This window comes from Streptomyces sirii (genome assembly GCF_045690365.1).
GTDB classification, from domain to species: Bacteria; Actinomycetota; Actinomycetes; order Streptomycetales; family Streptomycetaceae; genus Streptomyces; species Streptomyces sirii.
In genome coordinates, this window is record NZ_CP147982.1 from 2,817,231 (window position 1) to 2,839,375 (window position 22,145).

20 protein-coding genes are annotated in these 22,145 nt (G+C 72.6%); 9 read left to right on the forward strand and 11 right to left on the reverse strand.

Features of this window, described 5'->3' with window-relative positions:
* Positions 1-99: 99 nt before the first annotated feature.
* Positions 100-762, reverse strand: coding sequence for a TetR/AcrR family transcriptional regulator (locus WAB15_RS12665; protein ID WP_399149915.1), 663 nt, complete (start codon positions 760-762; stop codon positions 100-102).
* Positions 759-2,384 (reverse strand): MFS transporter, encoded by a 1,626-nt coding sequence (locus WAB15_RS12670; protein ID WP_399149914.1) that lies wholly within the window; start codon positions 2,382-2,384, stop codon positions 759-761. The genes WAB15_RS12665 and WAB15_RS12670 overlap by 4 nt, the downstream gene beginning before the upstream one ends.
* Before the next feature lie 202 nt (positions 2,385-2,586).
* On the opposite strand from WAB15_RS12670, the gene panB reads away from it, so the two are divergent.
* The 3 genes from panB (at position 2,587) to WAB15_RS12685 (ending at position 5,668) form a co-directional block, all read left to right on the forward strand.
* Entirely contained in the window at positions 2,587-3,492 is a 906-nt protein-coding gene (gene panB / locus WAB15_RS12675; RefSeq protein ID WP_407286272.1) for a 3-methyl-2-oxobutanoate hydroxymethyltransferase, read from the forward strand.
* A gap of 326 nt (positions 3,493-3,818) precedes the next feature.
* Complete coding sequence (locus WAB15_RS12680; RefSeq protein ID WP_407286273.1) at positions 3,819-4,841, forward strand: ATP-binding cassette domain-containing protein; 1,023 nt, start codon at positions 3,819-3,821, stop codon at positions 4,839-4,841.
* Entirely contained in the window at positions 4,838-5,668 is an 831-nt protein-coding gene (locus tag WAB15_RS12685; protein ID WP_399149911.1) for an ABC transporter permease, read from the forward strand. Before WAB15_RS12680 ends, WAB15_RS12685 begins: the two co-directional genes overlap by 4 nt.
* A 52-nt stretch (positions 5,669-5,720) precedes the next feature.
* On the opposite strand, the gene WAB15_RS12690 is transcribed toward WAB15_RS12685, so the two are convergent.
* The gene (locus WAB15_RS12690; RefSeq protein ID WP_407289211.1) at positions 5,721-9,080 is read right to left on the reverse strand and encodes an AfsR/SARP family transcriptional regulator; all 3,360 of its coding nucleotides are present in this window, start codon (positions 9,078-9,080) and stop codon (positions 5,721-5,723) included.
* Positions 9,081-9,253: 173 nt separating this feature from the next.
* Here WAB15_RS12690 and WAB15_RS12695 point away from each other — a divergent pair, with 173 nt between their 5' ends.
* The gene (locus tag WAB15_RS12695; RefSeq protein ID WP_407286274.1) at positions 9,254-10,054 is read left to right on the forward strand and encodes a site-2 protease family protein; all 801 of its coding nucleotides are present in this window, start codon (positions 9,254-9,256) and stop codon (positions 10,052-10,054) included.
* Between the two features lie 8 nt (positions 10,055-10,062).
* Here the strand turns inward: WAB15_RS12695 and WAB15_RS12700 are convergent, their stop codons facing one another.
* From WAB15_RS12700 to WAB15_RS12730, 7 genes are all read right to left on the reverse strand, one after another.
* Positions 10,063-10,281: a hypothetical protein gene (locus WAB15_RS12700; RefSeq protein WP_399149909.1), complete on the reverse strand. Its 219-nt coding sequence runs from the start codon at positions 10,279-10,281 to the stop codon at positions 10,063-10,065.
* A 98-nt stretch (positions 10,282-10,379) separates the two neighbouring features.
* On the reverse strand, positions 10,380-11,111 hold the full coding sequence (gene npdG, locus WAB15_RS12705) for an NADPH-dependent F420 reductase (RefSeq protein WP_407286275.1): 732 nt from the start codon (positions 11,109-11,111) through the stop codon (positions 10,380-10,382).
* A gap of 71 nt (positions 11,112-11,182) precedes the next feature.
* Positions 11,183-12,031 (reverse strand): carbohydrate ABC transporter permease, encoded by an 849-nt coding sequence (locus WAB15_RS12710; protein WP_407286276.1) that lies wholly within the window; start codon positions 12,029-12,031, stop codon positions 11,183-11,185.
* Complete coding sequence (locus WAB15_RS12715; RefSeq protein ID WP_407286277.1) at positions 12,028-13,008, reverse strand: carbohydrate ABC transporter permease; 981 nt, start codon at positions 13,006-13,008, stop codon at positions 12,028-12,030. Before WAB15_RS12715 ends, WAB15_RS12710 begins: the two co-directional genes overlap by 4 nt.
* A complete protein-coding gene (locus WAB15_RS12720; RefSeq protein ID WP_399149905.1) occupies positions 13,005-14,333 on the reverse strand; it encodes an ABC transporter substrate-binding protein in 1,329 nt (442 codons plus the stop codon). The genes WAB15_RS12715 and WAB15_RS12720 overlap by 4 nt, the downstream gene beginning before the upstream one ends.
* A complete protein-coding gene (locus tag WAB15_RS12725; protein WP_407286278.1) occupies positions 14,330-15,421 on the reverse strand; it encodes an exo-alpha-sialidase in 1,092 nt (363 codons plus the stop codon). The genes WAB15_RS12720 and WAB15_RS12725 overlap by 4 nt, the downstream gene beginning before the upstream one ends.
* A 192-nt stretch (positions 15,422-15,613) precedes the next feature.
* Positions 15,614-16,297 (reverse strand): FadR/GntR family transcriptional regulator, encoded by a 684-nt coding sequence (locus WAB15_RS12730; protein WP_407286279.1) that lies wholly within the window; start codon positions 16,295-16,297, stop codon positions 15,614-15,616.
* Between the two features lie 228 nt (positions 16,298-16,525).
* On the opposite strand from WAB15_RS12730, the gene WAB15_RS12735 reads away from it, so the two are divergent.
* From WAB15_RS12735 to WAB15_RS12745, 3 genes are all read left to right on the forward strand, one after another.
* Complete coding sequence (locus WAB15_RS12735) at positions 16,526-17,503, forward strand: dihydrodipicolinate synthase family protein (RefSeq protein WP_399149902.1); 978 nt, start codon at positions 16,526-16,528, stop codon at positions 17,501-17,503.
* Between the two features lie 124 nt (positions 17,504-17,627).
* Positions 17,628-18,257, forward strand: coding sequence for a hypothetical protein (locus tag WAB15_RS12740; protein ID WP_407286280.1), 630 nt, complete (start codon positions 17,628-17,630; stop codon positions 18,255-18,257).
* 94 nt (positions 18,258-18,351) lie between these two features.
* Entirely contained in the window at positions 18,352-19,737 is a 1,386-nt protein-coding gene (locus tag WAB15_RS12745) for an MFS transporter (protein WP_407286281.1), read from the forward strand.
* Between the two features lie 33 nt (positions 19,738-19,770).
* Here the strand turns inward: WAB15_RS12745 and WAB15_RS12750 are convergent, their stop codons facing one another.
* A complete protein-coding gene (locus WAB15_RS12750) occupies positions 19,771-20,022 on the reverse strand; it encodes a hypothetical protein (RefSeq protein ID WP_399149899.1) in 252 nt (83 codons plus the stop codon).
* Between the two features lie 65 nt (positions 20,023-20,087).
* Between WAB15_RS12750 and map the strand changes: the two genes are divergently transcribed.
* Both map and WAB15_RS12760 read left to right on the forward strand, forming a co-directional pair.
* A complete protein-coding gene (map, locus tag WAB15_RS12755) occupies positions 20,088-20,945 on the forward strand; it encodes a type I methionyl aminopeptidase (RefSeq protein WP_399149898.1) in 858 nt (285 codons plus the stop codon).
* A gap of 271 nt (positions 20,946-21,216) precedes the next feature.
* Positions 21,217-21,906 (forward strand): heme oxygenase (biliverdin-producing), encoded by a 690-nt coding sequence (locus WAB15_RS12760; protein WP_399149897.1) that lies wholly within the window; start codon positions 21,217-21,219, stop codon positions 21,904-21,906.
* Positions 21,907-22,145 lie beyond the last annotated feature (239 nt).

Below are 22,145 nucleotides of genomic sequence, written 5' to 3' on the forward strand. Positions count from 1 at the left end.
ATATGAGCAGTGTTCGCGGGGTGTTTACGGGGTGTTCGCGGCGCCGCCCGGCCGGCGCCGGACACCCCGCGCGCCAACCGCTGCGGCCGGTGGCCGGTTTCAGCCCGCCGCCGCCCGGGGACCGGGCCGTACGCCCTCCAGGACCATGTCGACGATGTCCTCGGCGAGCCCTTCGGGCAGCTCCTTGTGCTCATGGAGCATGGCGCGGGCCAGCATCGGGCCGACGAAGAGGTCGGCGATGGTCTCCAGGTCGCGGTCGGTGCGGATCTCGCCGTTGGCCACACCGCGCCGCAGGACGCCGAGCAGCGCCTCGTGGCGGGCCCGTACGACGGTGTCGTGGTACTCGGCCCACAGCTCGGGCTGGGCCTGGACATGGCTGACGAGGGTGCGCAGCAGCGCCGAGTTGCGCTTGGCCAGCCCGCGGCGGCGCAGGAACTCCAGCAGGCAGACCAGGTCGTCGCGTACCGAATCGCCCGGCAGCCGCGGGCTCTGGGCGTCCAGCGACCGCATGACGTCCAGCATCAGGGCGCTCTTGCCGGGCCAGCGGCGGTAGACCGTGGCCTTGCCGACGCCGGCCTCGCGGGCGATCCGCTCCATGGACAACTCGCCTATGGAGACGCCGTCCTCCAGCAGGCGCAGCACCGCCTCGATGATGGCGGAGTCGGCCTCGGCGCTGCGCGGTCGGCCGCGCCGCCCGGCGGTCGCCGGACCCGGTTCCGCCTCGGCCGCCGTCGCCTCGGGGTCCTGCGCCGCCCGGGTCATCGCGCTGCGCCCGCCTTCCGCTCGTCCTGCGGCTCCGCCGACTGCGGCGCCGGTCCCATTTTGCCCGGCAGGAAGGCCAGGACGACCAGGGCGCCGATCACCGAGACCGCGGCCGAGCCGAGCGCGGTGACGTGTATGGCGTGGACGAAGGCGTCGTGGGCGGCGGTGACCAGCGGCCGGCCCGCGGGGCCCATCCGGTCCGCGAGGCCGAGGGTGGCCTCGATGGACTCGCCGGCCGCGTGCCGGGCGCCGGCGGGCACGCCGGGCAGGGCGTCGAGCTTGTGCTGGATGCCGTCGCGGTAGGTCGTGGACAGCAGCGAGCCGAGGACCGCGACGCCGAGGGTGCCGCCGACCTGCCGGAAGACGTTGTTGAGCGCCGAGCCGGAGCCGGCCTTCTCACGCGGCAGCGACTGCATGATCGCGACGGTGACCGGCGGCATGATGTGCGCCATACCGGCGCCCTGGAGGAAGAAGAGCACCTCCATGACCCACATCGGGGTGTCGGTGTCCATCAGCAGCAGGCCCGCCATGGTGGCGGCCACCGTCAGCATGCTGGCGGTGCACACCGCGCGGGCGCCGAAGCGGTCCACGGCCAGCCGGGCCCGCGGCGCGAAGATCAGCTGGGCCGCGGCCAGCGGGAGGAGCAGCAGGCCGGACTGGAAGGGGGTGTAGCCGCGCACGCTCTGGACGTAGAAGACGATGAAGAACGTGACGCCCATCAGCGCGAAGAAGACCAGGGCGATGGCGGCGATGGCCGCGGAGAAGGCGGGCTTGCGGAAGTAGCCGATGTCGATGGATGGGTGGTCGCTGCGCTTCTGGTGCAGTACGAACACCGCCAGCACGGCGAGGCCGCCGGCGATCGTGCCGAACACCTGGGGGTCGGTGAAGTCGGCGAGCTGGCCGCCCTTGATGATCCCGTAGACCAGCAGGACCAGGCCGACGACGGACAGCACCACCCCGAACGGGTCCAGCTTTCCGGGGCTGGGGTCCTTGGAGTCGGGCACCAGGATCAGCATCGCGACCAGCGCGATCAGCACGATGGGGACGTTGACGAGGAAGACCGAGCCCCACCAGAAGTGGTCCAGCAGCAGACCGCCGGCGATCGGTCCGATGGCGATGGCCAGGCCCACGCCGCCGGCCCACACGCCGATCGCCCTCGGCTGCTCGTCGCGCTCGAAGACGTTCATCAGGACGGCGAGGGTGGCCGGCATCACGAACGCGCCGCCCAGGCCCATCAGGGCGCGGAAGACGATCAGCTGGGTGGGGGTGCCGGCGAACGCGGCGAGCACCGAGCCGGCGCCGAAGACCACCAGGCCGAAGAGCAGCACCTTCTTGCGTCCGAGGCGGTCGCCGAGCAGGCCGGAGGTGAACAGCAGCCCGGCGAAGACCAGCGTGTAGGCGTTGATCGCCCACTCCAGCTCGCTCTGGGTGGCGCCGAGGCCGGTGGGCGCCGGCGTGGCGATCGTCTTCATGGCGACGTTGAGGATGGAGTTGTCCAGCACCACGATCAGCAGGCTGAGCATCAGCGTGGACAGGATCGCCCAGCGGCGGCGGTGGATGTGCTCGGGGACCTGCCGGGCGGGTGGTTCCCCCGGGGTGGATGGGGTGGATGAGGTGGCCATGGCGACACCCTAACGCATTTCGATACGGGGCCGTTCCGTATCGTAAAGCGCGGGTCGGCCGGAGTGGCGCGGCGCGCGGCCGGCCGGTGGCAGGAGCCTGTCGCGCCCCTCCCTTTTCCTTTGCGTGCGGGCCGTGCCAGCATGGTGGGGAGTCCGGGGACACCGTCAGGGTGCCTCGAGATGACGAACAGGAGCCGTCACCATGACGCAGCTTTCGCCTGCTCCCGAGCCGGCCGCCGGGTCCACCCCGGGGTCCACCGCGAAGCCCGCTTCGGAGCGCAGCAAGTCGCTGTACGGAGGTACCGGCTCGCGCCGGATCACCGTCCGCGACATCGCCGCCGCCAAGGAGCGCGGCGAGAAGTGGCCGATGCTCACCGCCTACGACGCGATGACCGCCTCCGTCTTCGACGAGGCCGGGATCCCGGTCCTGCTCGTCGGCGACTCGATGGGCAACTGCCACCTCGGCTACGAGTCCACCGTCCCGGTCACCATGGACGAGATCACCCTGCTGTCCGCCGCGGTCGTCCGGGGCACCAAGCGCAGCCTGGTCGTCGGCGATCTGCCGTTCGGCTCGTATCAGGAAGGGCCGGTCCAGGCGCTGCGCAGCGCCACCCGGCTGGTGAAGGAGGCGGGCGTCGGCGCCGTCAAGCTGGAGGGCGGTGAGCGCTCGGCGGAGCAGGTGGAGCTGCTGGTCTCGTCGGGCATCCCGGTGATGGCGCACGTCGGGCTGACCCCGCAGTCGGTCAACGCCTACGGCGGCTACCCCGTACAGGGCCGCGGCGAGGAGGCCGCGCAGCAGCTGCTGCGCGACGCCAAGGCGGTGCAGGACGCGGGGGCGTTCGCGGTCGTCCTGGAAGCCGTCCCGGCCGAGCTGGCCGCGGAGGTCACCCGCTCCCTGCACATCCCGACCGTCGGCATCGGCGCGGGCCTGGAGTGCGACGCGCAGGTGCTGGTGTGGACCGACATGGCCGGCATGACCGCGGGCCGGGTGCCGAAGTTCGTCAAGCAGTACCTGAACATGCGGGAGCTGCTCGGCGGCGCGGCGAAGGAGTTCGCGCAGGAGGTCGTCGGCGGGACGTTCCCCGCCGAGGAGCACACCTTCCACTAGGCCGTCTCTTTCGGATCTTGCCGGTTAAGCCCGTGGCGTCTGGCGCGGTGCATCGCAAGGCGGAGGGTCGCCCGCGTACTGGACGTACTCGGGCGACCCGACAACGCGGCGAGGTGCCGTGTCAGACGCCACGGGTCAGGCAAGATCCGGAAGAGACGGCCTAGGCGCCTCCCCCCTGCAGATCGGCCCGGCGGTCGGAACCTCGCGTTCCGGCCAACCGTCGCCGTAGTGCCCCGCTGGGTCCGCCGGTTGGGCTGTCGGTGGCCCGTCCGCGGTGTCGGCGATCTGTCGGTGCGTTGTCAGTGGCCGCTGCCATCTTTGAGGGCATGACGCGACAGACGATAACCACCAGGGGCGGCAACGCCGTGGAGGTGCGCGGTCTGGTCAAGCACTTCGGCGACGTCAAGGCCGTCGACGGGGTGGACCTGGACGTGAAGGAAGGCACCGTGCTCGGCGTGCTCGGCCCCAACGGCGCCGGCAAGACGACGCTCGTGCGCTGCCTGTCCACCCTCCTGGTGCCGGACGCCGGCAGCGCCGTCGTGGCCGGCTTCGACGTGGTGCGCCAGCCCCGCGCGCTGCGCCGCACGATCGGCCTGACCGGGCAGTACGCCTCGGTCGACGAGAAGCTCTCCGGCTGGGAGAACCTCTACATGATCGGGCGGCTGCTCGATCTGTCCCGCAAGGACGCCCGCGCTCGCGCGGACGAGATGCTGGAGCGGTTCTCGCTGACCGAGGCCGCCAAGCGGCCCGCGGCCAAGTACTCCGGCGGTATGCGCCGCCGGCTGGACCTCGCCGCCTCGATGATCGGCAGTCCGGCCGTGCTGTATCTGGACGAGCCGACCACCGGCCTGGACCCCCGCACCCGCAACGAGGTGTGGGAGGAGGTCCAGCGGATGGTCCGCGAGGGCGCGACGGTGCTGCTGACGACCCAGTACATGGAGGAGGCCGAGCAGCTGGCCGACGAGCTGACGGTCATCGACCGCGGCCGGGTGATCGCCGAGGGCCGGGTCGACGAGCTGAAGGCCAAGGTCGGCGGGCGGACGCTGCAGATCCGGCCGTCGGAGCCCGGCGAGCTGGACCGGATGGTCGGCGCCATCGCGCAGGCCGGTCTGGACGGCATCGCGGGCGCGACCGCCGACCACGACGGGGGTGTGGTCAACGTCCCGATCATCAGCGACGAACAGCTGACCGCGGTGGTCAGCGTGCTCGGCCAGCGGGGCTTCGCGCTCGCCGGGATCTCCACCCATCTGCCCAGCCTGGACGAGGTGTTCCTGGCCATCACGGGCCAGAAGACCTCGGAGACCGCCGAAGTCGTCATGGACCGGAGTTACGCGGAGGTGTCGGCATGAGTGCCGCGACGATCACGGCGCCGCTCGCCAAGCCCGGCGCCGACGAGGGCCGGATCGGCCTGCGGGCCAATCTGCGGCACATCGGCGCGCTGGTGCGGCGCAACGCCCTGCAGATCAAGCAGGATCCCGAGTCGATGTTCGACGTCCTGCTGATGCCGGTCATCTTCATCCTGCTGTTCGTGTACGTCTTCGGCGGCGCGATGTTCGGCAAGGGCAACCAACAGCAGTACGTGCAGTATCTGGTGCCCGGCATGATGGCGATGATGGGCCTGAACATCGCCATGGCGGTGGGCACGGGCGTCAACGAGGACTTCCGCAAGGGCGTGATGGACCGCTTCCGGACCATGCCGATAGCCCGGTCCTCGGTCCTGATAGCCAAGATCGTGGTCGAGATCGGCCGGATGCTGATCGCCACCGCGATCCTGCTGGGCATGGGCTTCCTGATCGGCCTCGAAGTCCGCGGCAGCGTGCTGGAGTTCGTCGGCGCGATCGTGCTGTCCACGGTCTTCGGCGCCGCCCTGATGTGGATCTTCATCCTGCTGGGGCTCGCCATGAAGACCCCGCAGGCGGTGCAGGGCGTGGCGATGATGGTGCTGATGCCGCTCGAGTTCGGCTCGTCGATCTTCGCGCCGACCAAGGACATGCCCGGCTGGCTGAAGGGGTTCACCGACGTCAGCCCGCTCTCCAACCTGGCGGACGCGGCCCGCGCGCTGATCAACGGCCAGGGCGCGGTGGCTCACCCGACGATGGTCACCCTCGCCTGGGCGGTCGCCATCACCGCGGTCACGATGCCGCTCGCGGTGGCGAAGTTCCGCAAGAAGACCTGACGCGCGTCCTACGGGGGCCTTCTCCGTAGGACGGCCATTCGCCCGGCTCGCGTCAGATGAGGGCGGTGGCCTCTTCGAGGGAGAGGCCACCGCCTTCGGTGTATGCGGCGTCATAGGCGCCATCGCCCAGCAGCGCCCGGGCCGCCGCCTCCGTACGGGCCCGGTCGTCGCGGATGATCAGCGCCGGGACATGGCTGACGGCCCGCAGCGCGTCGTACGCCCCCACCAGGCGCGCCGCGTCCCGGCCCGCCCGCTCGCCGTGCACGGCCATCAACACCCGTGCACCGCCGAGGAGTTGGAGCACGGGCAGATCCGGGGAGACCATCCGCGTCAGGGGGTCCTGCATCATCTCCAAGGCCTTGCGGAACCTCGGCAGCAGCCCCTCGGTCTTCCCCTCCTCCAGATCCAGCGCGATCAGCGACGCCTCCAGGACCCCGACGAACATGTCCGGGGCCCGGGGAAGGAACAGCTCCTGCACCGTGAGCAGTTCCTCGCGCGCCTCCTGGAACCGGCCCGTCATGGACAGCCGCATGGCCAGCGACAGCCGCGCGAACGGCTCGGTGTCCCGGCCGCTGTTGCCCTTGACGGTCTCGGCCAGCACCTCGCGCAGCATCCGCTCACCGGCCTCGCCCTGGCCGTCCTCGATCAGTACGGCGCCCAGCCGGCCGCGCATCAGCAGGGTCTGGCCGTGGGCGCCCAGCTCCTCGGCGTGCACCATCGCCGCCCGGTAGTCGTTCGCCGCCAGCTCATAGGCGCCGCGCTTCTCATGGGTCTCGGCGCGCCCCGACAGCGCCTCGGCCGCGCCCCAGGCGTCGCCCACCTGAAGGAAGATCCGCAGCGCCTCGTCGGCGTCCCGGGACGCCTGGGGCAGCCCGCCCTCATGGTCGTTGAAGATCTTGGCGCGCAGCTGCAGGACGTACGCCAGCTCCCAGACGTAGCCCCGGTCGCGGCAGGCCTGCACCCCCCTGTCGACCAGCTCCGCCAGCTGCTCGATCTGCCCGGTCAGCAGCACCGCGTAGTGCCACATCACACCGGGCACCCGGCAGGTCTGCGGCATGCCGGGCCGGTACGCGGCGAGGACGCCGGCCAGTTCCTCCTGCATCAACGGGTCGCGCAGGGCCTGGATGTCGCTGTCCAGGCTGGAGAGCGCGACCAGGCGGACCTCGCGGCGGGCCTCCGTCAGCTGCTCGGGAGCCATCGGCGGCGGTGTGTCGATGGGGGTCTCGTGCAGCTCGGGAGCCGGCTCGACGGGGCGGAGGAATGGGTTGGGGCCGAGCGCGGCCGTCGCGGTGGCCCAGTGGCGGGCGTCGCTGCGGTGGTCGCGCAGCGACCAGAACCAGTACAGGGACAGCACCAGGCACAGCGCCTCGTGCTCGTCGCCGGCCGCGATGGCGCGGCGCAGCGCGGTGCGCAGGTTGTCGTGCTCCAGCTCCAGCCGCTCCATGCAGGGACCCTGGCGGGGCCCGCGCAGCAACGGGTCGCTGGTACGGGCCAGTTCGCGGTAGGCGACGAGGTGCCGGCGCTCGGCCCCGGCTCGCTCCCCCGCCTCGTCCAGCCGCTCACCGGCGTACTCCCCCACCGTCTCCAGCAGCCGGTAGCGCATCTGCTCCCCGCCGCCCCGGCCGGCCGGCGCCGCCACCACCAGCGACTTGTCGATCAGCGAGCCGAGCAGCCCGGCCACCTCGTACGCGTCCACGCCGTCGCCCGCGCAGACCACCTCGGCCGCGGCGAGATCGCAACCGCCGGCGAAGACCGACAGCCGGCGCAGCACCGCCCGCTCGGGCTCGTCGGTCAGGTCCCAGGACCAGTCCACCACCGCGCGCAGCGTCTGCTGCCGGGGCAGCAGGGTACGGCTGCCGCTGGTCAGCAGGCGGAAGCGGTCGTCGAGCCGGTCGGCCAGCTGCCGCGGGGAGAGCAGCCGCAGCCGGGCGGCGGCCAGTTCGATGGCCAGCGGCAGCCCGTCGAGCCGGCGGCAGATCTCGACACAGGCCGCCGCGGTCTCCTCATCGGCCTCGACCCGGAAACCGGGGCGGGCGGCGGCCCCGCGGTCGGCGAGCAGCCGCAACGCGACGGGGTCGGGCAGCGGCTCGACCGGCCGCAGCACCTCGCCCCCTACGGCCAGCGGCTCGCGGCTCGTGGCCAGCACCGTCACACCGGGGCAGTGGGCCAGCAGCCGCTCGGCGAGTTCGGCGGCGGCGCCGATCACATGCTCGCAGTTGTCGAGCACCAGCAGCATCCGGCGGCCGGTGCAGTGCTCGGCGAGCCGGGCGAGCGGGTCCAGGGCGGTGGGGTCGGTGGCGGCGCGCAGCCCTTCGGTGGTGGTGCCGCGGACGACGGTCTCGCGGGCGCCGAGTGCGGTCAGCACCGCCTCGGGCACGGTCTGCGGATCGTCCACCGGGGCCAGCTCCGCCAGCCACACCCCGTGCGGCCAGGCCTCCGGCAGCGCCGCCGCGGCGGCCTCGGCGGCCTCCTGCGACAGCCGGGTCTTGCCGGCGCCACCGGGCCCGAGCAGCGTCACCAGCCGGTGCTCGGCCAGATCGGACCGGATCGCCGCCAGATCGGCGTCCCGGCCGACGAAGGAGGTGAGCCGGGCGCGGAGGTTGCCGGGGCGGGCGGGGGCGGCGTCGAGCCGGACCGCGGCGGGCGTGGCGGGCACCGCAGGCGCGGCGGACGGGGTCGCGGCCGGTTCCGGGCCGGGCGCCAGCAACTCCGCGTGCAGGGCGCGCAGCTCCGGGCCCGGGTCGGCGCCGAGGCGGTCGGCGAGGCCGGTGCGTATCTCCTCGTAGGCGGCCAGGGCCTGGGCCGTGCGGCCGGCGGCGCGCAGCGCACGCAGCCGCAGGGCCTGGAGGGGCTCGTCGAGGGGGTGGTCCTGGCACAGCGCGAGGAGGGTGGGCAGGGCCCGTTCGGCGCGGCCGAGGGCGAGGTCCGCGGCGAGGCGGGTGCGCTGGGCGTCCAGGCGGCGGCTCTCGGCGCGGGCCGCCTCCACCCGCGCGTCCGGAAGGTCGGCGAGGGCCGGGCCGCGCCAGAGCGCCAACGCCTCGTCGAGCAGGGCGGCGGCCCGGGCCGGGTCCGCGTCGGCGAGCGCCCGGCCGCCGTCCGCCGTGAGCCGCTCGAAGCGGTGCAGGTCGACGGCGTCGGGCTCGGCGCAGAGCCGGTAGCCCCCGTCGACCGAGGCGATGGCTGCGCGTCCCACGGCCCGGCGCAGCCGGCCGATCAGCGCCTGCAGCGCGCCGGCCGTGTCGGCGGGCGGGTCGGCGCCCCAGACGTCGGCGATCAGCACGTCCGGGGAGAGCGCGCGGCCGGGGCGCAGCGCGAGGGCGGCGAGCAGCGCGCGCAGGCGTGCGCCGCCGAGGGGGACGGGGGTGCCGTCGGCCCGGTCGGCCTGGGTGGTGCCGAGAATTCCGTAGCGCACCACGCCATTGTCGTCCAAGGGCGGAACTCCTTCGCCACCGGTTTTCGTTTTCCCCGGCAGCGGCCCGGGGAAGGGGCCGGGAAGCGATGCCGCTCGGGGGGACCCGTGCGCCGGCCGCCCCGGTCCGGTTACGGTCGTGGCCGCCCCTCATCAGACTCTCGGGAGCCCGCACCATGACCACAGCAATCCGGAGCGCCGACCGCCGCGTCAGCCCGGTCTTCCTGGCGCTCGCCGCCGTCCTGGTGGTGTCGGGGTGGGCCGTGTGGAGCGGCACCCTCGCCGCGAACACCGGCTTCGCGGTCTTCTTGTTCGTGGTGTCGGGCTGGGTGGTCTCGCTGTGCCTGCACGAGTACGCGCACGCCCGCACCGCCCTGCACAGCGGCGACATCTCGGTCGAGGCCAAGGGCTATCTGACGCTGAACCCGCTGAAGTACACCCATGCGCTGCTGAGCATCGTGCTGCCGGTGGTCTTCGTGATCATGGGTGGGATCGGGCTGCCGGGCGGGGCGGTGTTCATCGAGCACGGCCGGATCCGGGGCCGCTGGCGGCACAGCCTGATCTCGGCGGCCGGACCGCTGACGAACGTGGTGTTCGCGGCGGTGTGCACGGCGCCGTTCTGGCTCGGCGGGCTGGCGGGCGTACCCGCCACCTTCCGTTTCGCGCTGGCGTTCCTCGCGCTGCTCCAGGTGACGGCCGCGATCTTGAACTTCGTGCCGGTGCCCGGCCTCGACGGCTACGGCGTGCTCGAACCGTGGCTGCCGCTGAAGCTGCGGCGGCAGGTGGAGCCGTTCGCGCCGTTCGGGCTGCTGGCGGTCTTCGGGCTGCTGTGGGTCCCGGAGGTCAACCACGTGTTCTTCGACTTCGTGGACACGATCCTGCGGGGCCTGGGCGTCTCGCAGCTCGACAGCTACCTGGGCCAGGAGTTCTTCCGCTTCTGGCAGGGCGAGCCGCAGCTGCTGCCGTCGGGGTCCTGACCCGGGTCTCAGCCGGCCGCCTGGGTCCGCTGCGCCTGCTCCAGCTTGGTCTTGCGCACGTAGAACCACGCCATGTTGCTGGAGATGCCGGCAAGCAGGACCCAGACGATGCCGATGAAGCTGCCCTGCACGAAGGAGACGACGGCCGCGGCGACGGCGAGGACGCACACGGCGACGGCCATGAGGGCGAGTCGCCGGGCCGGGCTGGGCGGGGGCAAGAGGGCCATGGGTCGGCTCCTGGGTGAGGGGTCACACGATCCCTCCCAGTGTCCCCCATGCCCCGATCCGCCGGAGCCCGCCCCACCCGCCCCCGCGCGGCAAGGCGTCAGACGTCGGTGACCCGCAGCCCCGCGTGCGCCTTGTAGCGGCGGTTGACCGCGATCAGGTTGGCGACCAGCGACTCGACCTGGTGGGCGCCTCGCAGTCGGCCGGCGAAGACCCCGCGCATCCCGGGGATCCGGGCGGCCAGCGCCTGCACCACGTCGGTGTCGGCGCGGGACTCGCCGAGCACCATCACATCGGTGTCGATCCGCTCGGTCGCGGGGTCCTGCAGCAGCACCGCGGACAGGTGGTGGAAGGCCGCGGTGACCCGGGACTCGGGCAGCAGGGCGGCGGCCTGCTCGGCGGCGCTGCCCTCCTCCGGCTTGAGCGCGTAGGCGCCCTTCTTGTCGAAGCCCAGCGGATTGACGCAGTCGACGACGAGCTTGCCGGCCAGCGGCTCGCGCAGCGCCGTGAGCGTCTTGGCGTGGCCCTCCCAGGGGACGGCCACGATCACCACGTCGCTGCGGCGGGCGCATTCGGCGTTCTCGGCGCCCTCGATGCCCAGCCCGAGCTCGTCGGCGGCGGTCCGGGCGCGCTCGGCGGCCCGGGAGCCGATGATCACCTTCTGGCCGGCCACGGCGAGCCGGTAGGCCAGGCCGCGGCCCTGGTCGCCGGTGCCGCCGAGGACTCCGACCACGAGGCCGGAGACGTCCGGGAGGTCCCAGGGGTCGCGCTGGAGGGCGGCCTTCGCACGGGTCGCGGCGTTCGGGGACTGCGCAGCGTCGGAAGTAGTCATGACAGCGATCCTGTCACGCCGTTGCGCCGTGCGGGGTGACGGCCGCCGGTGCCGCCTCGCCCGCGCGGTGGTCAGGACTTCACGCTGCCCTCGGTCAGCCCCGTCCGCCAGTAGCGCTGGAGCACCGTCATCAGCACCATCAGCGGCACCACGGACAAGAACGCGCCGCCGACCGTGTACTGGTAGAGCACCGGTTGGCGGTCGGCGTAGCCGGTCCAGGAGGTCAGGCCCAGCTGGATCGGATAGAGGTCGGAGTCGGAGAGCATCACCAGCGGCAGGAAGTAGTTGTTCCAGATGTGCACGAACTGGAAGAGGAAGACGGTGACCAGCGCGGGGGTCATCAGCCGCAGCCCGAGCCCGCCGAAGATCCTCGCCTCGCCCGCGCCGTCGATCCGCGCCGCCTCCAGGAGCGAGTCGGGCACGGCGGCGGCCGCGTAGATCCGGCAGAGGTAGACGCCGAAGGGGCTGACGACGCTGGGGATCAGCACCGCCCAGAAGGTGTTGGCCAGCCCCATCGCGCTGAAGAGGAAGTACAGCGGGAGGGCGAGCGCGGTGCCGGGGATCAGCACCCCGGCGAGCACGACGTTGAAGACCGCCTCCCGGCCGCGGAAGGGGAACTTTGCCAGTGCGTAGCCGGCCGCGGCGGACAGCAGGGTGGCGCAGACCGCGCCGATCCCGGCGTAGAGCAGGGAGTTGGCGAACCAGCGGGCGTAGATGCCGTGGTCGTAGGTGAGGACGTCGACGAGGTGGGTCAGGGGCCGCGGATGGTCGGAGAACCAGAAGCCGAAGGTGCCGAAGAGGTCGGCGCTGTTCTTGGTGGTGGAGACGGTCAGCCAGTAGACGGGCACCAGGAAGTAGATCGCGGCGAGGGTCAGCAGCGAGGCGGTGATGATCCGGTAGCGGACCGGCGGCCGGGTCATCCGCGCTCCTTCGCGCGCCCGCCGACCAGCCGCAGGAAGCCGAAGGACAGCACACACGCCACCAGTGCCAGCAGCACCGCCTCCGCCGCCGCCACATGCTGGTTGTTGCCGACGAACGCCTCGCTGTAGGCGTGCAGGTTGGGGGTGAAGCCGGAGTCGATGGAGGAGGCCAGCGGGCGCAGCACCATCGGCTCGGCGAACAGCTGGAGGGTGCCGATGATGCTGAAGACGGTGGTGAGCACCAGCGCCGGCCGGATCAGCGGGATCTTGATGTGCCGGGCGACCTGCCAGGCGCTCGCGCCGTCGATCCGCGCCGCCTCGTACAGCTCGCCCGGTACGGCCTTGAGCTGGGCGATCAGCACCAGCATGTTGTAGCCGGTGAACTGCCAGGTGACGATGTTGGCGATGGCCCACAGCACGGTGTCGCGGGAGAGGAAGTCGACCTGCCGGCCGAGCGAGTCGGCGATCTTCACCAGCGGGCTGATGCCGGGGACGTAGAGGAATCCCCAGAGGATCGAGGCGATCACGCCGGGCACGCCGTACGGCAGGAAGAAGGCGCTGCGGAAGAACGGCACCCAGCGGGCGGAGGCGCTCTCCAGGAGCAGCGCGAGGGCCGTGGCGAGCACGATCATCAGCGGGATCTGCACGGCGCCGAAGAGCAGCACCCGGCCGAAGCCGGTCAGGAAACGGTCGTCGGAGAGCGCATGGGCGTAGTTGTCGAGGCCGGTGAAGGCCTCGTGCTCCTGGCCGCCGAGGCCGAGCGGTCCGGTGCGTTCGGTCCGGTGCAGGCTCTGGTAGAGGGCGTAGCCGATCGGGGCGAGGAAGCAGAGGGCGAAGACGGCGAGGAAGGGCAGGACGAAGCCGGCCGCGGCCCGGGCGTTGCGGGCCTCGGTCCGCGAGGCCCGGCGCGGGCGCCGCTGTGGGGCCCGCCTCTTGACGGCGACCGGGTCGGCCCTGCTGAGCGTGTCCCGGCTCACCCGCCGCTCTCCACCTTCAGGCCCTTGCCCTTGAGGTCGGAGAGGGTCTGGCCCTGCACCTTCTTCAGCACGGAGCGGAAGGAGCCGCCGTCGGCCAGCGCGTCGGTGAAGGCGTCGCCGAGCCGCTGGTAGAGGGTGTCCACGCCGGGTCCCCAGCGCCAGCTGGTGTCGACGTGCGCACCGGCGTCCGCGAAGATCCGGCTGTACTCCTGGCCGCCGAAGAAGGGCTTGTCGACGTCGAGGTCGGCGGTGGCGTAGCCCTTCTTGGCGCTGGGGAAGCCGTAGCCGCCGTCGATCAGCAGCGCGATCGACTCGGGGGCGGTGTTGAGCCAGACCGCGAAGTCCAGGGCGTCCTTGGGGTAGCGCGCCTTGGCGAAGACCGCGGTGGTCGAGCCGCCCCAGTTGGCGAAGACCTTCTCGCCGGCCTTCCACTGGGGCATCGGCGCGGCGCGCCACTTGCCCTTGGTGCCCGGCGCGTTGCCGGACAGCAGCGCATCGCCCCAACTGGCGCCCAGCCAGGCGGCGATGGCTCCCGTCTGGAGGTCCTTGTACCAGGCGTTCTGCCGGTCCGGGATGGTCTTGACGAGCTTCTGCCTGACGAGCGCTTCCCAGTAGTCGGCGACCTTGCGGGTGGGTTCGTCGTCGATGCCGATGATCCAGGTGTCCCCGTCGGCCGCGTACCACTTGGCGCCGGCCTGCCAGGCGAGGCCGGCGAAGCGGTTGCCGTTGGTGGGGGCGAAGGTCTCGATCCAGGCGCCCTTCTTGCGGACGGCCTTGGCGGCGCTCTCGTACTCGTCCCATGTCCCGGGAGTCCGTACGCCCCACTTGTCGAACAGGTCCTGCCGTACGAACAGGCCCATCGGCCCGGACGCCTGCGGGATGGCGTAGAGGCCCTTGCCGAAGACGGACTGCTGCCACTGCCAGCCGAAGAACTCGCCCTTGTGGCGGGCGGCGCCGAGCGGGGCGAGGTCCAGCAGCCCGTTGTCGAGCAGGAAGCTGGGGACGACCGGGAACTCGATCTGGCCCAGGTCGGGCGGGTTGCCGGCCTTGATGGCGGCGTGCATCTTCGCGTACTGCTCGCCGTTGACGGCCGACACCTTCTCGACCTTGACCTGGACCTCGGGGTTCTCGCGGTTCCACAGGTCGACGGGCTTGTCGATGCCCGGCACCCAGGACCAGAAGGTCAGCTCGATCTTCTGCCCCTTCTTGCGTTCCTCGGGTTGTCGGCCGTCGTCGCCGTCGCCGCAGCCGGCGAGCGCGAAACCGGCTGCGAGGGCGGCCGCCCCGCCCAGGACCGTTCTGCGGTGCACGGGGTTGCTGGTCATGTCGGCTCCTCCACGGGGATGCGGCGGAAGGTGATCGTCGAGTACGCGCTGAAGTCGCCGGTCTCGTAGAGCAGTCCGACGCTGTCGCGGTCGAGGCGTACGAGGTCGGAGTAGGCGGCCGGGAGCCCGCCGACCGTGTGCGCGGTCCGCCAGGTCAGACCGCCGTCGCGGCTGGCGCGTACGGTCATCAGGGCGCGGGCGGCCGGGTGGGCGGGGCCGGCGAAGAGCAGGGTGCCGGAACCGTCCAGGTGCAGGGTGCTGCCCTGGCAGACCGGTCCGGCGAGGCCGGCCTGCGGGCGGAAGGGCGCCAGGAGGTGTTCGCCGCCGTCCGTCGAGACGGCATCGGCGCGGCGCCAGGCCGCGGCGGCTTCCGTACGGGTGTTCAGGTAGACGCTGCCGTCGGGGAGTTCGGCGGCACAGGTCTCGTTGGGGGCCACGCCGAGGTCGGTGTCACCGTCGGTGTAGCCGATCCGCCAGGTGGCGCCGTCGTCGTCACTGAGCAGGGCGTGGCTGCCGTTGTAGCGGGCCTCGGTGCCGTCGTCGCCGGGCCTCGTGGGCGGGGTGGAGTGGTTGGCGGGGACCAGCAGCCGGCCGGCGCGGGGGGCTCGGCGCAGGCGTAACGCATGGCCGGGCCCGGTCGCGTACCAGCGCCACGGCGGCAGCTTGGCCTGGTCGGTGATCTCGCGGGGGTCGCTCCAGCTCGCGCCCTCGTCGTCGCTGTGCTGGAGCCAGACCCGCCGGCCGTCGGCGGGCGGGACCCGACCGCGGCGGATGCGGGCCTCGGTGGCGTCGGCGGCGCTGTGGACCTGGAGGAGCAGCACCCGGCCGCCGGCGAGCACGACCGGTGCGGGGTTGCCCGCGGTGCCGGCGCCGTTGCGGCTGACGACCTGGAGCGGGCCCCAGGTGCGGCCGCCGTCCCGGGACCGTTTGAGCACGAGGTCGATATCGCCCCAGTCGGCGGCCGACGAGACCCGGCCCTCGGCGAAGGCCAGGAGGGCCCCGGAGCGCGCCCGGACCACGGCGGGGATCCGGAAGCTCGTGTACCCCTCGGTCCCGGCCCGGTACGGCACTGAGCTCTCGTACGCCATGGGTCACCCCCAATGGGCAAGGACGTAGGATGTCCCCTGTCCTGCGGTGACCATAGGGAGTGCCCAACTGGCCGTCAAGGCACCGCACATGGCGCTTTTCCGTGTCGGCAAAGACACTCCCGACACCGCATGAAATCCCGGTGAACGGGATGAATGGGACAGTACCCTTCGGCAGCCGGGCCCCGACTCCCCCTAGTCGGCGAGCCGGTGCCGGATCCCGTCGAAGTGCCGGTGTATCGCCTCCACGGCGCGGTCCGCGTCGCGGGCCTCCAGCGCGTCGACGATCTCCCGGTGCTGACGGTAGGTCACCTCCGGGTCCGGACGGGCGTCGGACAGGTCCTCGCGCACCCGGCGCAGCGCCGCCCAGAAGGCGTCCAGCACCTCGCTCAGCAGATGGTTGCCCAGGGAGCGGTAGAGGGCGAGATGGAACGCCCGGTCGGTGTCGCTGTGCACCATGCCGCCGCGCGCCTCCTCCGCCATCCGCTGCACCAGCCCCTTGAGGGCGGTGAGGTCCTCGGCGGGCAGCGTGCGCGCGACGGTGCCGATCAGGCCCGCCTCCAGGGCCTCGCGGACCTCCATCAGCTCGTACAGACTCGGCTCGCCCTGATGGTGGCGGACCGCCGCGCGGAAGGCGACGCCCTCGACGAACGGCTCCAGCGTGAGCGGGCCGACGTAGGTGCCGAAGCCGTGCCGGATCTCCACGATGCGCATGGCCTGCAGCGCCTTCAGCGCCTCGCGCACCGAATTGCGGCTGACGTCGAGCAGGGCGACGAGTTCGGCCTCGGTGGGCAGCGGGTCGCCCGGCACCAGCCCGCCCTGCAGGATCAACTGCTTGATCTGCGCCTGCACATCCTCGGACATCGTCCCTCGCGCCATGGAATCTCCCTCTCCCTCTCCCGCAACCGCGCGTGCCGTGCCACCGGCCCTCCCCCGAGCTCGTAAGGAGCAGGGGGCACCCCCGTACGACCCGCCCCACCCGGGACCGCACATCCTTGACCGACCGCCTGTGAACAGGGTCTATTGTGCTCCGACATAGGACATCCCACGTCCCATGTCCGGTGACATCGGTCATCACCCGTCCGACATCGGAGACCCGGAGCCCCCATGGCACTGCCCACCCCCCTCCACGGCGTCATCCCACCGGTCTGCACCCCGCTCGACCCGCGCGGCCAGGTCGACACCGTCTCCCTGGCACACCTGGTCGACCACCTCATCGACGGCGGAGTGCACGGGCTGTTCGCCCTCGGCTCCACCAGCGAGGTCGCCTACCTGACCGACGCCCAGCGCGCCACCGCCCTGGAGGCGGTGCTCAAGGCCGCGGACGGCCGGGTCCCGGTGCTCGCCGGCGCCATCGACACCACCACCCCGCGGGTCCTCGACCACGCCCGCACCGCCGCCGGCCTGGGCGCCGACGCCCTGGTCGCCACCGCGCCCTTCTACACCCGCACCCACCCCCGGGAGATCGCCGCCCACTTCCGGCACCTGCGCACGGCCGTGGACCTCCCCCTGCTCGCCTACGACATCCCCACGGCCGTCCACAGCAAGCTGGCGCCCGCCCTGGTCCGCGAGCTGGCCGAGGACGGCACCCTGGCCGGGCTCAAGGACAGCAGCGGCGACGAGGGCTCGCTGCGCCGGCTGATCGTGGCGCTCGGCGGCCGCACCGGCCGCCGCACCGGCCCCGCCCCCGGCTTCGCGATCCTCACCGGCTCCGAACTGACCGCGGACGCCGCCCTGCTGGCGGGCGCCGACGGCATCGTCCCCGGCCTCGGCAACGTCGACCCGGCGGGCTATGTACGCCTCTACGACGCGGCCCGGTCCGGCGACTGGGAGCGGGCCGCCGCCGAACAGGAGCGGTTGGCCGCCCTGTTCTCGATGGTCGACACCGGCCCGGAGAGCGAGATGGGCCGCAGCTCCTCCGCACTGGGCGCCTTCAAGGCGGCCCTCCACCTCCTCGGCGTGATCAAGCGCGGCACCACCGCGTTCCCCCAACTACCACTGAGCGGCGAGTCGGTACGGGAGGTCGGACGACTCCTCACCGAGGCCGGTCTGACGCCGCCGCAGGGGGACCACCGAAGCGGCTGAGGGCCCGACGCGGACCGGTGTGGACCCGACAGGCCGTACGAGGGAAGGTGCCTGAAGTCCCGTACGGGTGAAAGCCGTTGAAAGCGAAACCAGGAAGTGCCGCCCTGGGGCAGGATGCCGTGCCATGGATGCCGTACGGGTCGCGCTGTTGCGTGAGGTGCTCGCCGGGACGGAGTGGGTCCAGGCCACCCGCAGGTTCGCCGGGTCGCTGCGGGCCGCGGTCGCGCCGCACGGCGGGGGGCTGCTGTTGGTCGGCAGCGCCGCGTACGAGCCCTGGCATCTGGCCGCCCATCTGGACGACGAGGCCGCCTGGTCGGGCCTGCCGGAGCTGTCGCCGACGCTGGTGCGCCATCGTGTCCCCGGCGGGGCGCCGGCCCACCTGGCGGTGGGGCTCGGGCGGCTGGCGGCGGCCGGGCGGGGCGAGACGCTGCTGGTCGTCACGCCGGGGCAGCCGGGCGCCGGGCTGCTGGAGCGGGTGCACGACGCCCGTCGCAACGGCGCGACGGTGTTGGCGCTGGACGGCGGCGACCGCGATCTGCACGCCCTGGCCCACGACGCGCTCGCCGCGCCCGCGGCCCCGCCCGACGGCGGGACCGGTACCCCCGCGGACCTCGACCTCGACACCGTCCAGCATCTGGTGAGCGCGGCCGCCGGCGAGAACAGCCTGCCCGCGCCCCGCCGGCACCGCCGCTTCCGCGACCGGCTGGCCCGACTCGCCGACGCCCTGACGGAGCCGCCGCCCCCGCGGTGGTAGGGCACCGAAGCCTCCCCTCGGGGTTCCGAGGCCTTCCCCCGGTGGCCCCAAAATGCTTTGCCTCGCGCCCCGCCCGTGCGGACGATGGTGCATCGTGACCTCGGACGACCATCCCCCACCCGCACCCCGTTCCACGCCCCGCCGCCGCGGGCGCTTCGCCGCCCTGCTGCCGGATCCGGCGCCCTGGCGCTCCTCGCGCGACTTCCGGCTGATGTGGTGTGCGGGCGCGGTCACGGTCTTCGGCAGCTTTCTGACCTTCGTGGCGCTGCCGCTCCAGCTGAAGGAGCTGACCGGCTCCACCCTGGCGGTCGGGGCGCTGGGCGCCGTGGAGGTGATCCCGCTCATCGTCTTCGGCCTCTACGGCGGTGCGCTCGCGGACGCCGTGGACCGCCGCCGGCTGATCGTCTGGACCGAGGTCGCGCTCGGCGCGATCTCCGCGCTGCTGCTGCTCAACAGCCTGCTGCCGGAGCCGCTGGTGTGGCCGCTGTACGTGAGCGCGGCGGCGAGCAGCGCGCTGACCGGTCTCCAGCGGCCGGCACTGGACGCGATCGTGCCGAGGATCGTCCCGCACGACCAGCTCGCCGCGGCCGCCGCGCTCAACGCGCTGCGCTGGCAGATCGGCGCCGTCGCGGGGCCGGCGCTGGCCGGCGGGCTGCTCGCCTATGCCGGCCTGACCTGGTCGTACGCCATCGACACGGCCACCTACGCGATCTCCGTGCTGCTCTCGCTGAAGCTGGCGCCGCAGCCCGCCTCGCACGATGCCGAAAAGCCGTCGCTGCGCGGGATCGCCGAGGGCGCGCGCTACGCCTGGAGCCGCAAGGAGCTGCTGGGCACCTACGCCGTCGACGTCCTCGCGATGCTGTTCGCCTTCCCGCTGGCGATCTTCCCGTTCCTCGCCGACGACCTGGACGCTCCCTGGGCGCTGGGGCTGATGTACGCGGCGCTGCCCGCCGGGTCGTTCCTGGTCAGTGTCACCAGCGGCTGGACGTCGAGGGTCCACCGCCAGGGCCGCGCCATCGCGCTGGCGGCCGCCGGGTGGGGGCTCGCGGTCGCCGTCGCCGGGCAGCTGCACAACGTCTGGCTGGTGCTGCTGTTCCTGATGCTGGCCGGCGCCTGCGACATGATCAGCGGCATCTTCCGCTCGGCGCTGTGGAACCAGACCATCCCCGACGCGCTGCGGGGCCGGCTGGCCGGGATCGAGCTGCTGTCCTACTCGGCGGGCCCGCAGCTGGGCCAGGTCCGGGTCGGCGGAATGGCGGCGCTGACCGGTGTACGGGCGTCGGTGTCGCTGGGCGGGCTGCTGTGCTTCGCGGGGGTCGGGCTGCTGGCACTCGGGCTGCCGAAGCTGATGGCGTACGACGCCAGAACTGATGAGCACGCCCGGCGGATGCGGGAGCGGCGGGCGGGCTCCGGCGAGCGGGGCGACGGCCTGACCGGCGGCGCAGCCAAGGACCCGGACGCGGACCCGGCCACGGCCTGACGCCGGTGGCGCCGCGCCGGTCCGGGCGATCTCCTACGCGTCCTCGCCCGCGCCGCCCTTGCCCTTCGCCCGCCCGCCGTCCATGTCGTGCCACTTCGGGTCGGTCTCCCACTCCAGGTTCCGCTCCCTGGCGGTCTCCATGGCGTGCGCGGCCTCCTCGCGGGTGGCGTACGGGCCGAAGCGGTCGGCGGCGCGGCACTCCGGGCCCTCCTCGACCGTCTGGTGCCGGAGGCAGTAGTACCACTCGCCCGGCTTACCGACCGTCCGTCTCTTGAACAGCGCCATCGCCGCCTCCTGTGGGTGTTCCGTGTCACCATCCTGCCCGACGGCCCGCGGATACACTCGCTGGCATGTCTGGCCAGTCGCTTCTTGCCCCGGGGAAGATCTCCCCCACCCGCCCCGTCCCCGCCTCGATTCCGCGCCCCGAGTACGTCGGGAAGGACGCGCCCACGCCCTACACGGGGCCCGAGGTGCAGGACGCCGAAACGATCGAGCGGATGCGGATCGCCGGCCGGATCGCCGCACAGGCGATGGCGGAGGCCGCCAAGCTGATCGAGCCCGGTGTGACGACCGACGAACTCGACCGGGTCGCCCACGAGTTCATGTGCGACCACGGCGCCTACCCGTCCACCCTCGGCTACCGCGGGTTCCCCAAGTCCCTGTGCTCCTCGCTCAACGAGGTCATCTGCCACGGCATCCCGGACTCCACCGTCCTCAAGGACGGCGACATCGTGAACCTGGACGTCACCGCGTACATCAACGGCGTGCACGGCGACAACAACGCCACCTACCTGTGCGGTGACGTGGACGAGGAGTCCAAGCTGCTGGTGGAGCGCACGCGCGAGGCGCTCCAGCGCGCGATCAAGGCGGTCAGGCCGGGGCGTCAGATCAACATCATCGGCCGGGTCATCGAGTCGTACGCCAAGCGCTTCGGCTACGGAGTGGTCCGTGACTTCACCGGTCACGGCATCAACTCCGCCTTCCACTCCGGCCTGATCGTTCCGCACTACGACAGCCCGCACCACACCACCGACATCAAGCCCGGCATGACCTTCACGATCGAGCCGATGCTGACGCTGGGCACGCACGACTACGACATGTGGGACGACGGCTGGACCGTGGTGACCAAGGACCGCAAGCGGACCGCGCAGTTCGAGCACACGCTGGTCGTGACGGAGACCGGGGCGGAGATCCTCACGCTCCCGTAAGCGGCGGCGGGCTTCCATAGGGCACGGACGGCGGGGCACGGCCTCGCGGGGCCGTCCGGGGCGTGGGGCACATTTTACCGACAGCGCGTCGGGAACAGGGGTAGCCTGGTTACCGACAGGACGTCGGGAACAGGTTGACTTAGGTAAGCCTAACTAGTTAGGTGAGCCCAAGCGTCAGCGGCTCTGCGCAGTCCCTGCCCCCGTCTTCCCCCAAGCTCTCAACTTCGTTCGAGCAGGGGAGACCCCCATCCTCGGTCCCCGGAGGTCCGCCTTGGCAGCGTCCAGCCCGACCAGCCCGACCCCGTCCGCTCCCGCCACGCCGTTCTCGACGGTCATCCGCACGGCGTCCCACGAGCAGCACACGGAGGCCGAGAACTCCTCGTTCATGAGCGACCTCCTCGGCGGCCGGCTCGGCGTCACGGCCTACCGGCGCTACACCGAGCAGCTGTGGTTCGTCTACCGCGCGCTGGAGGGCGCCTCCGAGGCGCTCGCCGACAACCCGGTGGCGGGCCCCTTCATCCGTCCGGAGCTGGCCCGCACCGCCGAACTGGAGCGCGATCTCGCCCACCTCGGCGGGTCCGCCTGGCGCGACGGCCTGGAGCCGCTGCCGGCCACCGCCGCCTACGCCGACCGCGTGGCGGCCTGCGCCCGCGACTGGCCGGCCGGCTATGTCGCCCACCACTACACGCGCTACCTCGGCGATCTCTCCGGCGGCCAGATCATCCGCGGCACCGCCGAGAAGGCCTGGGGCTTCGCCCGCAAGGGCGACGGGGTGCGGTTCTACGTCTTCGAGGACATAGCCAACCCCGCCGCCTTCAAGCGCGAGTACCGCACGCTGCTGGACGCGCTGCCGGTGGACGACCTGGAGAAGCAGCGGGTGGTCGACGAGTGCAAGCGCGCGTTCCGGCTGAACAGCGCGGTCTTCAGGGAGTTGGGCGAGCAGTTCCCGCTGAGCGCGTGACGCCGGACGGGCCCGGGTAGCCACCCCGGGCCCGAGCCGTTCCAGCGGGAGGTGCGGCGGCGGCCGGCGCAGGTGGCGGGACCGGGTGCTCGCCTCGCTCGTCGCGCAGATCCACCCCGGGAGCCGGTGAGATGGCCACCGGACCGCGTCCGGAGCGCGCGGCGGCGGACCTCTCCCCCGGCCCCCCGCCGCCCCGCGGCGCCGTGCGCTCACCCCTTCCCGCGCCCTCGCCCCCGCCC

Bases quoted from the DNA above. Each gene is read 5' to 3' on its own strand.
- WAB15_RS12685 (WP_399149911.1), top strand. From the start codon at position 4,838: ATGAGTGCCGCGACGATCACGGCGCCGCTCGCCAAGCCCGGCGCCGAC.
- WAB15_RS12710 (WP_407286276.1), bottom strand. From the start codon at position 12,031: ATGACCCGGCCGCCGGTCCGCTACCGGATCATCACCGCCTCGCTGCTG.
- WAB15_RS12720 (WP_399149905.1), bottom strand. From the start codon at position 14,333: ATGACCAGCAACCCCGTGCACCGCAGAACGGTCCTGGGCGGGGCGGCC.
- WAB15_RS12665 (WP_399149915.1), bottom strand. From the start codon at position 762: ATGACCCGGGCGGCGCAGGACCCCGAGGCGACGGCGGCCGAGGCGGAA.
- WAB15_RS12680 (WP_407286273.1), top strand. From the start codon at position 3,819: ATGACGCGACAGACGATAACCACCAGGGGCGGCAACGCCGTGGAGGTG.
- WAB15_RS12730 (WP_407286279.1), bottom strand. From the start codon at position 16,297: ATGGCGCGAGGGACGATGTCCGAGGATGTGCAGGCGCAGATCAAGCAG.
- WAB15_RS12740 (WP_407286280.1), top strand. From the start codon at position 17,628: ATGGATGCCGTACGGGTCGCGCTGTTGCGTGAGGTGCTCGCCGGGACG.
- WAB15_RS12725 (WP_407286278.1), bottom strand. From the start codon at position 15,421: ATGGCGTACGAGAGCTCAGTGCCGTACCGGGCCGGGACCGAGGGGTAC.
- map (WP_399149898.1), top strand. From the start codon at position 20,088: ATGTCTGGCCAGTCGCTTCTTGCCCCGGGGAAGATCTCCCCCACCCGC.
- npdG (WP_407286275.1), bottom strand. From the start codon at position 11,111: ATGACTACTTCCGACGCTGCGCAGTCCCCGAACGCCGCGACCCGTGCG.
- WAB15_RS12700 (WP_399149909.1), bottom strand. From the start codon at position 10,281: ATGGCCCTCTTGCCCCCGCCCAGCCCGGCCCGGCGACTCGCCCTCATG.
- WAB15_RS12735 (WP_399149902.1), top strand. From the start codon at position 16,526: ATGGCACTGCCCACCCCCCTCCACGGCGTCATCCCACCGGTCTGCACC.
- WAB15_RS12670 (WP_399149914.1), bottom strand. From the start codon at position 2,384: ATGGCCACCTCATCCACCCCATCCACCCCGGGGGAACCACCCGCCCGG.
- panB (WP_407286272.1), top strand. From the start codon at position 2,587: ATGACGCAGCTTTCGCCTGCTCCCGAGCCGGCCGCCGGGTCCACCCCG.
- WAB15_RS12750 (WP_399149899.1), bottom strand. From the start codon at position 20,022: ATGGCGCTGTTCAAGAGACGGACGGTCGGTAAGCCGGGCGAGTGGTAC.
- WAB15_RS12695 (WP_407286274.1), top strand. From the start codon at position 9,254: ATGACCACAGCAATCCGGAGCGCCGACCGCCGCGTCAGCCCGGTCTTC.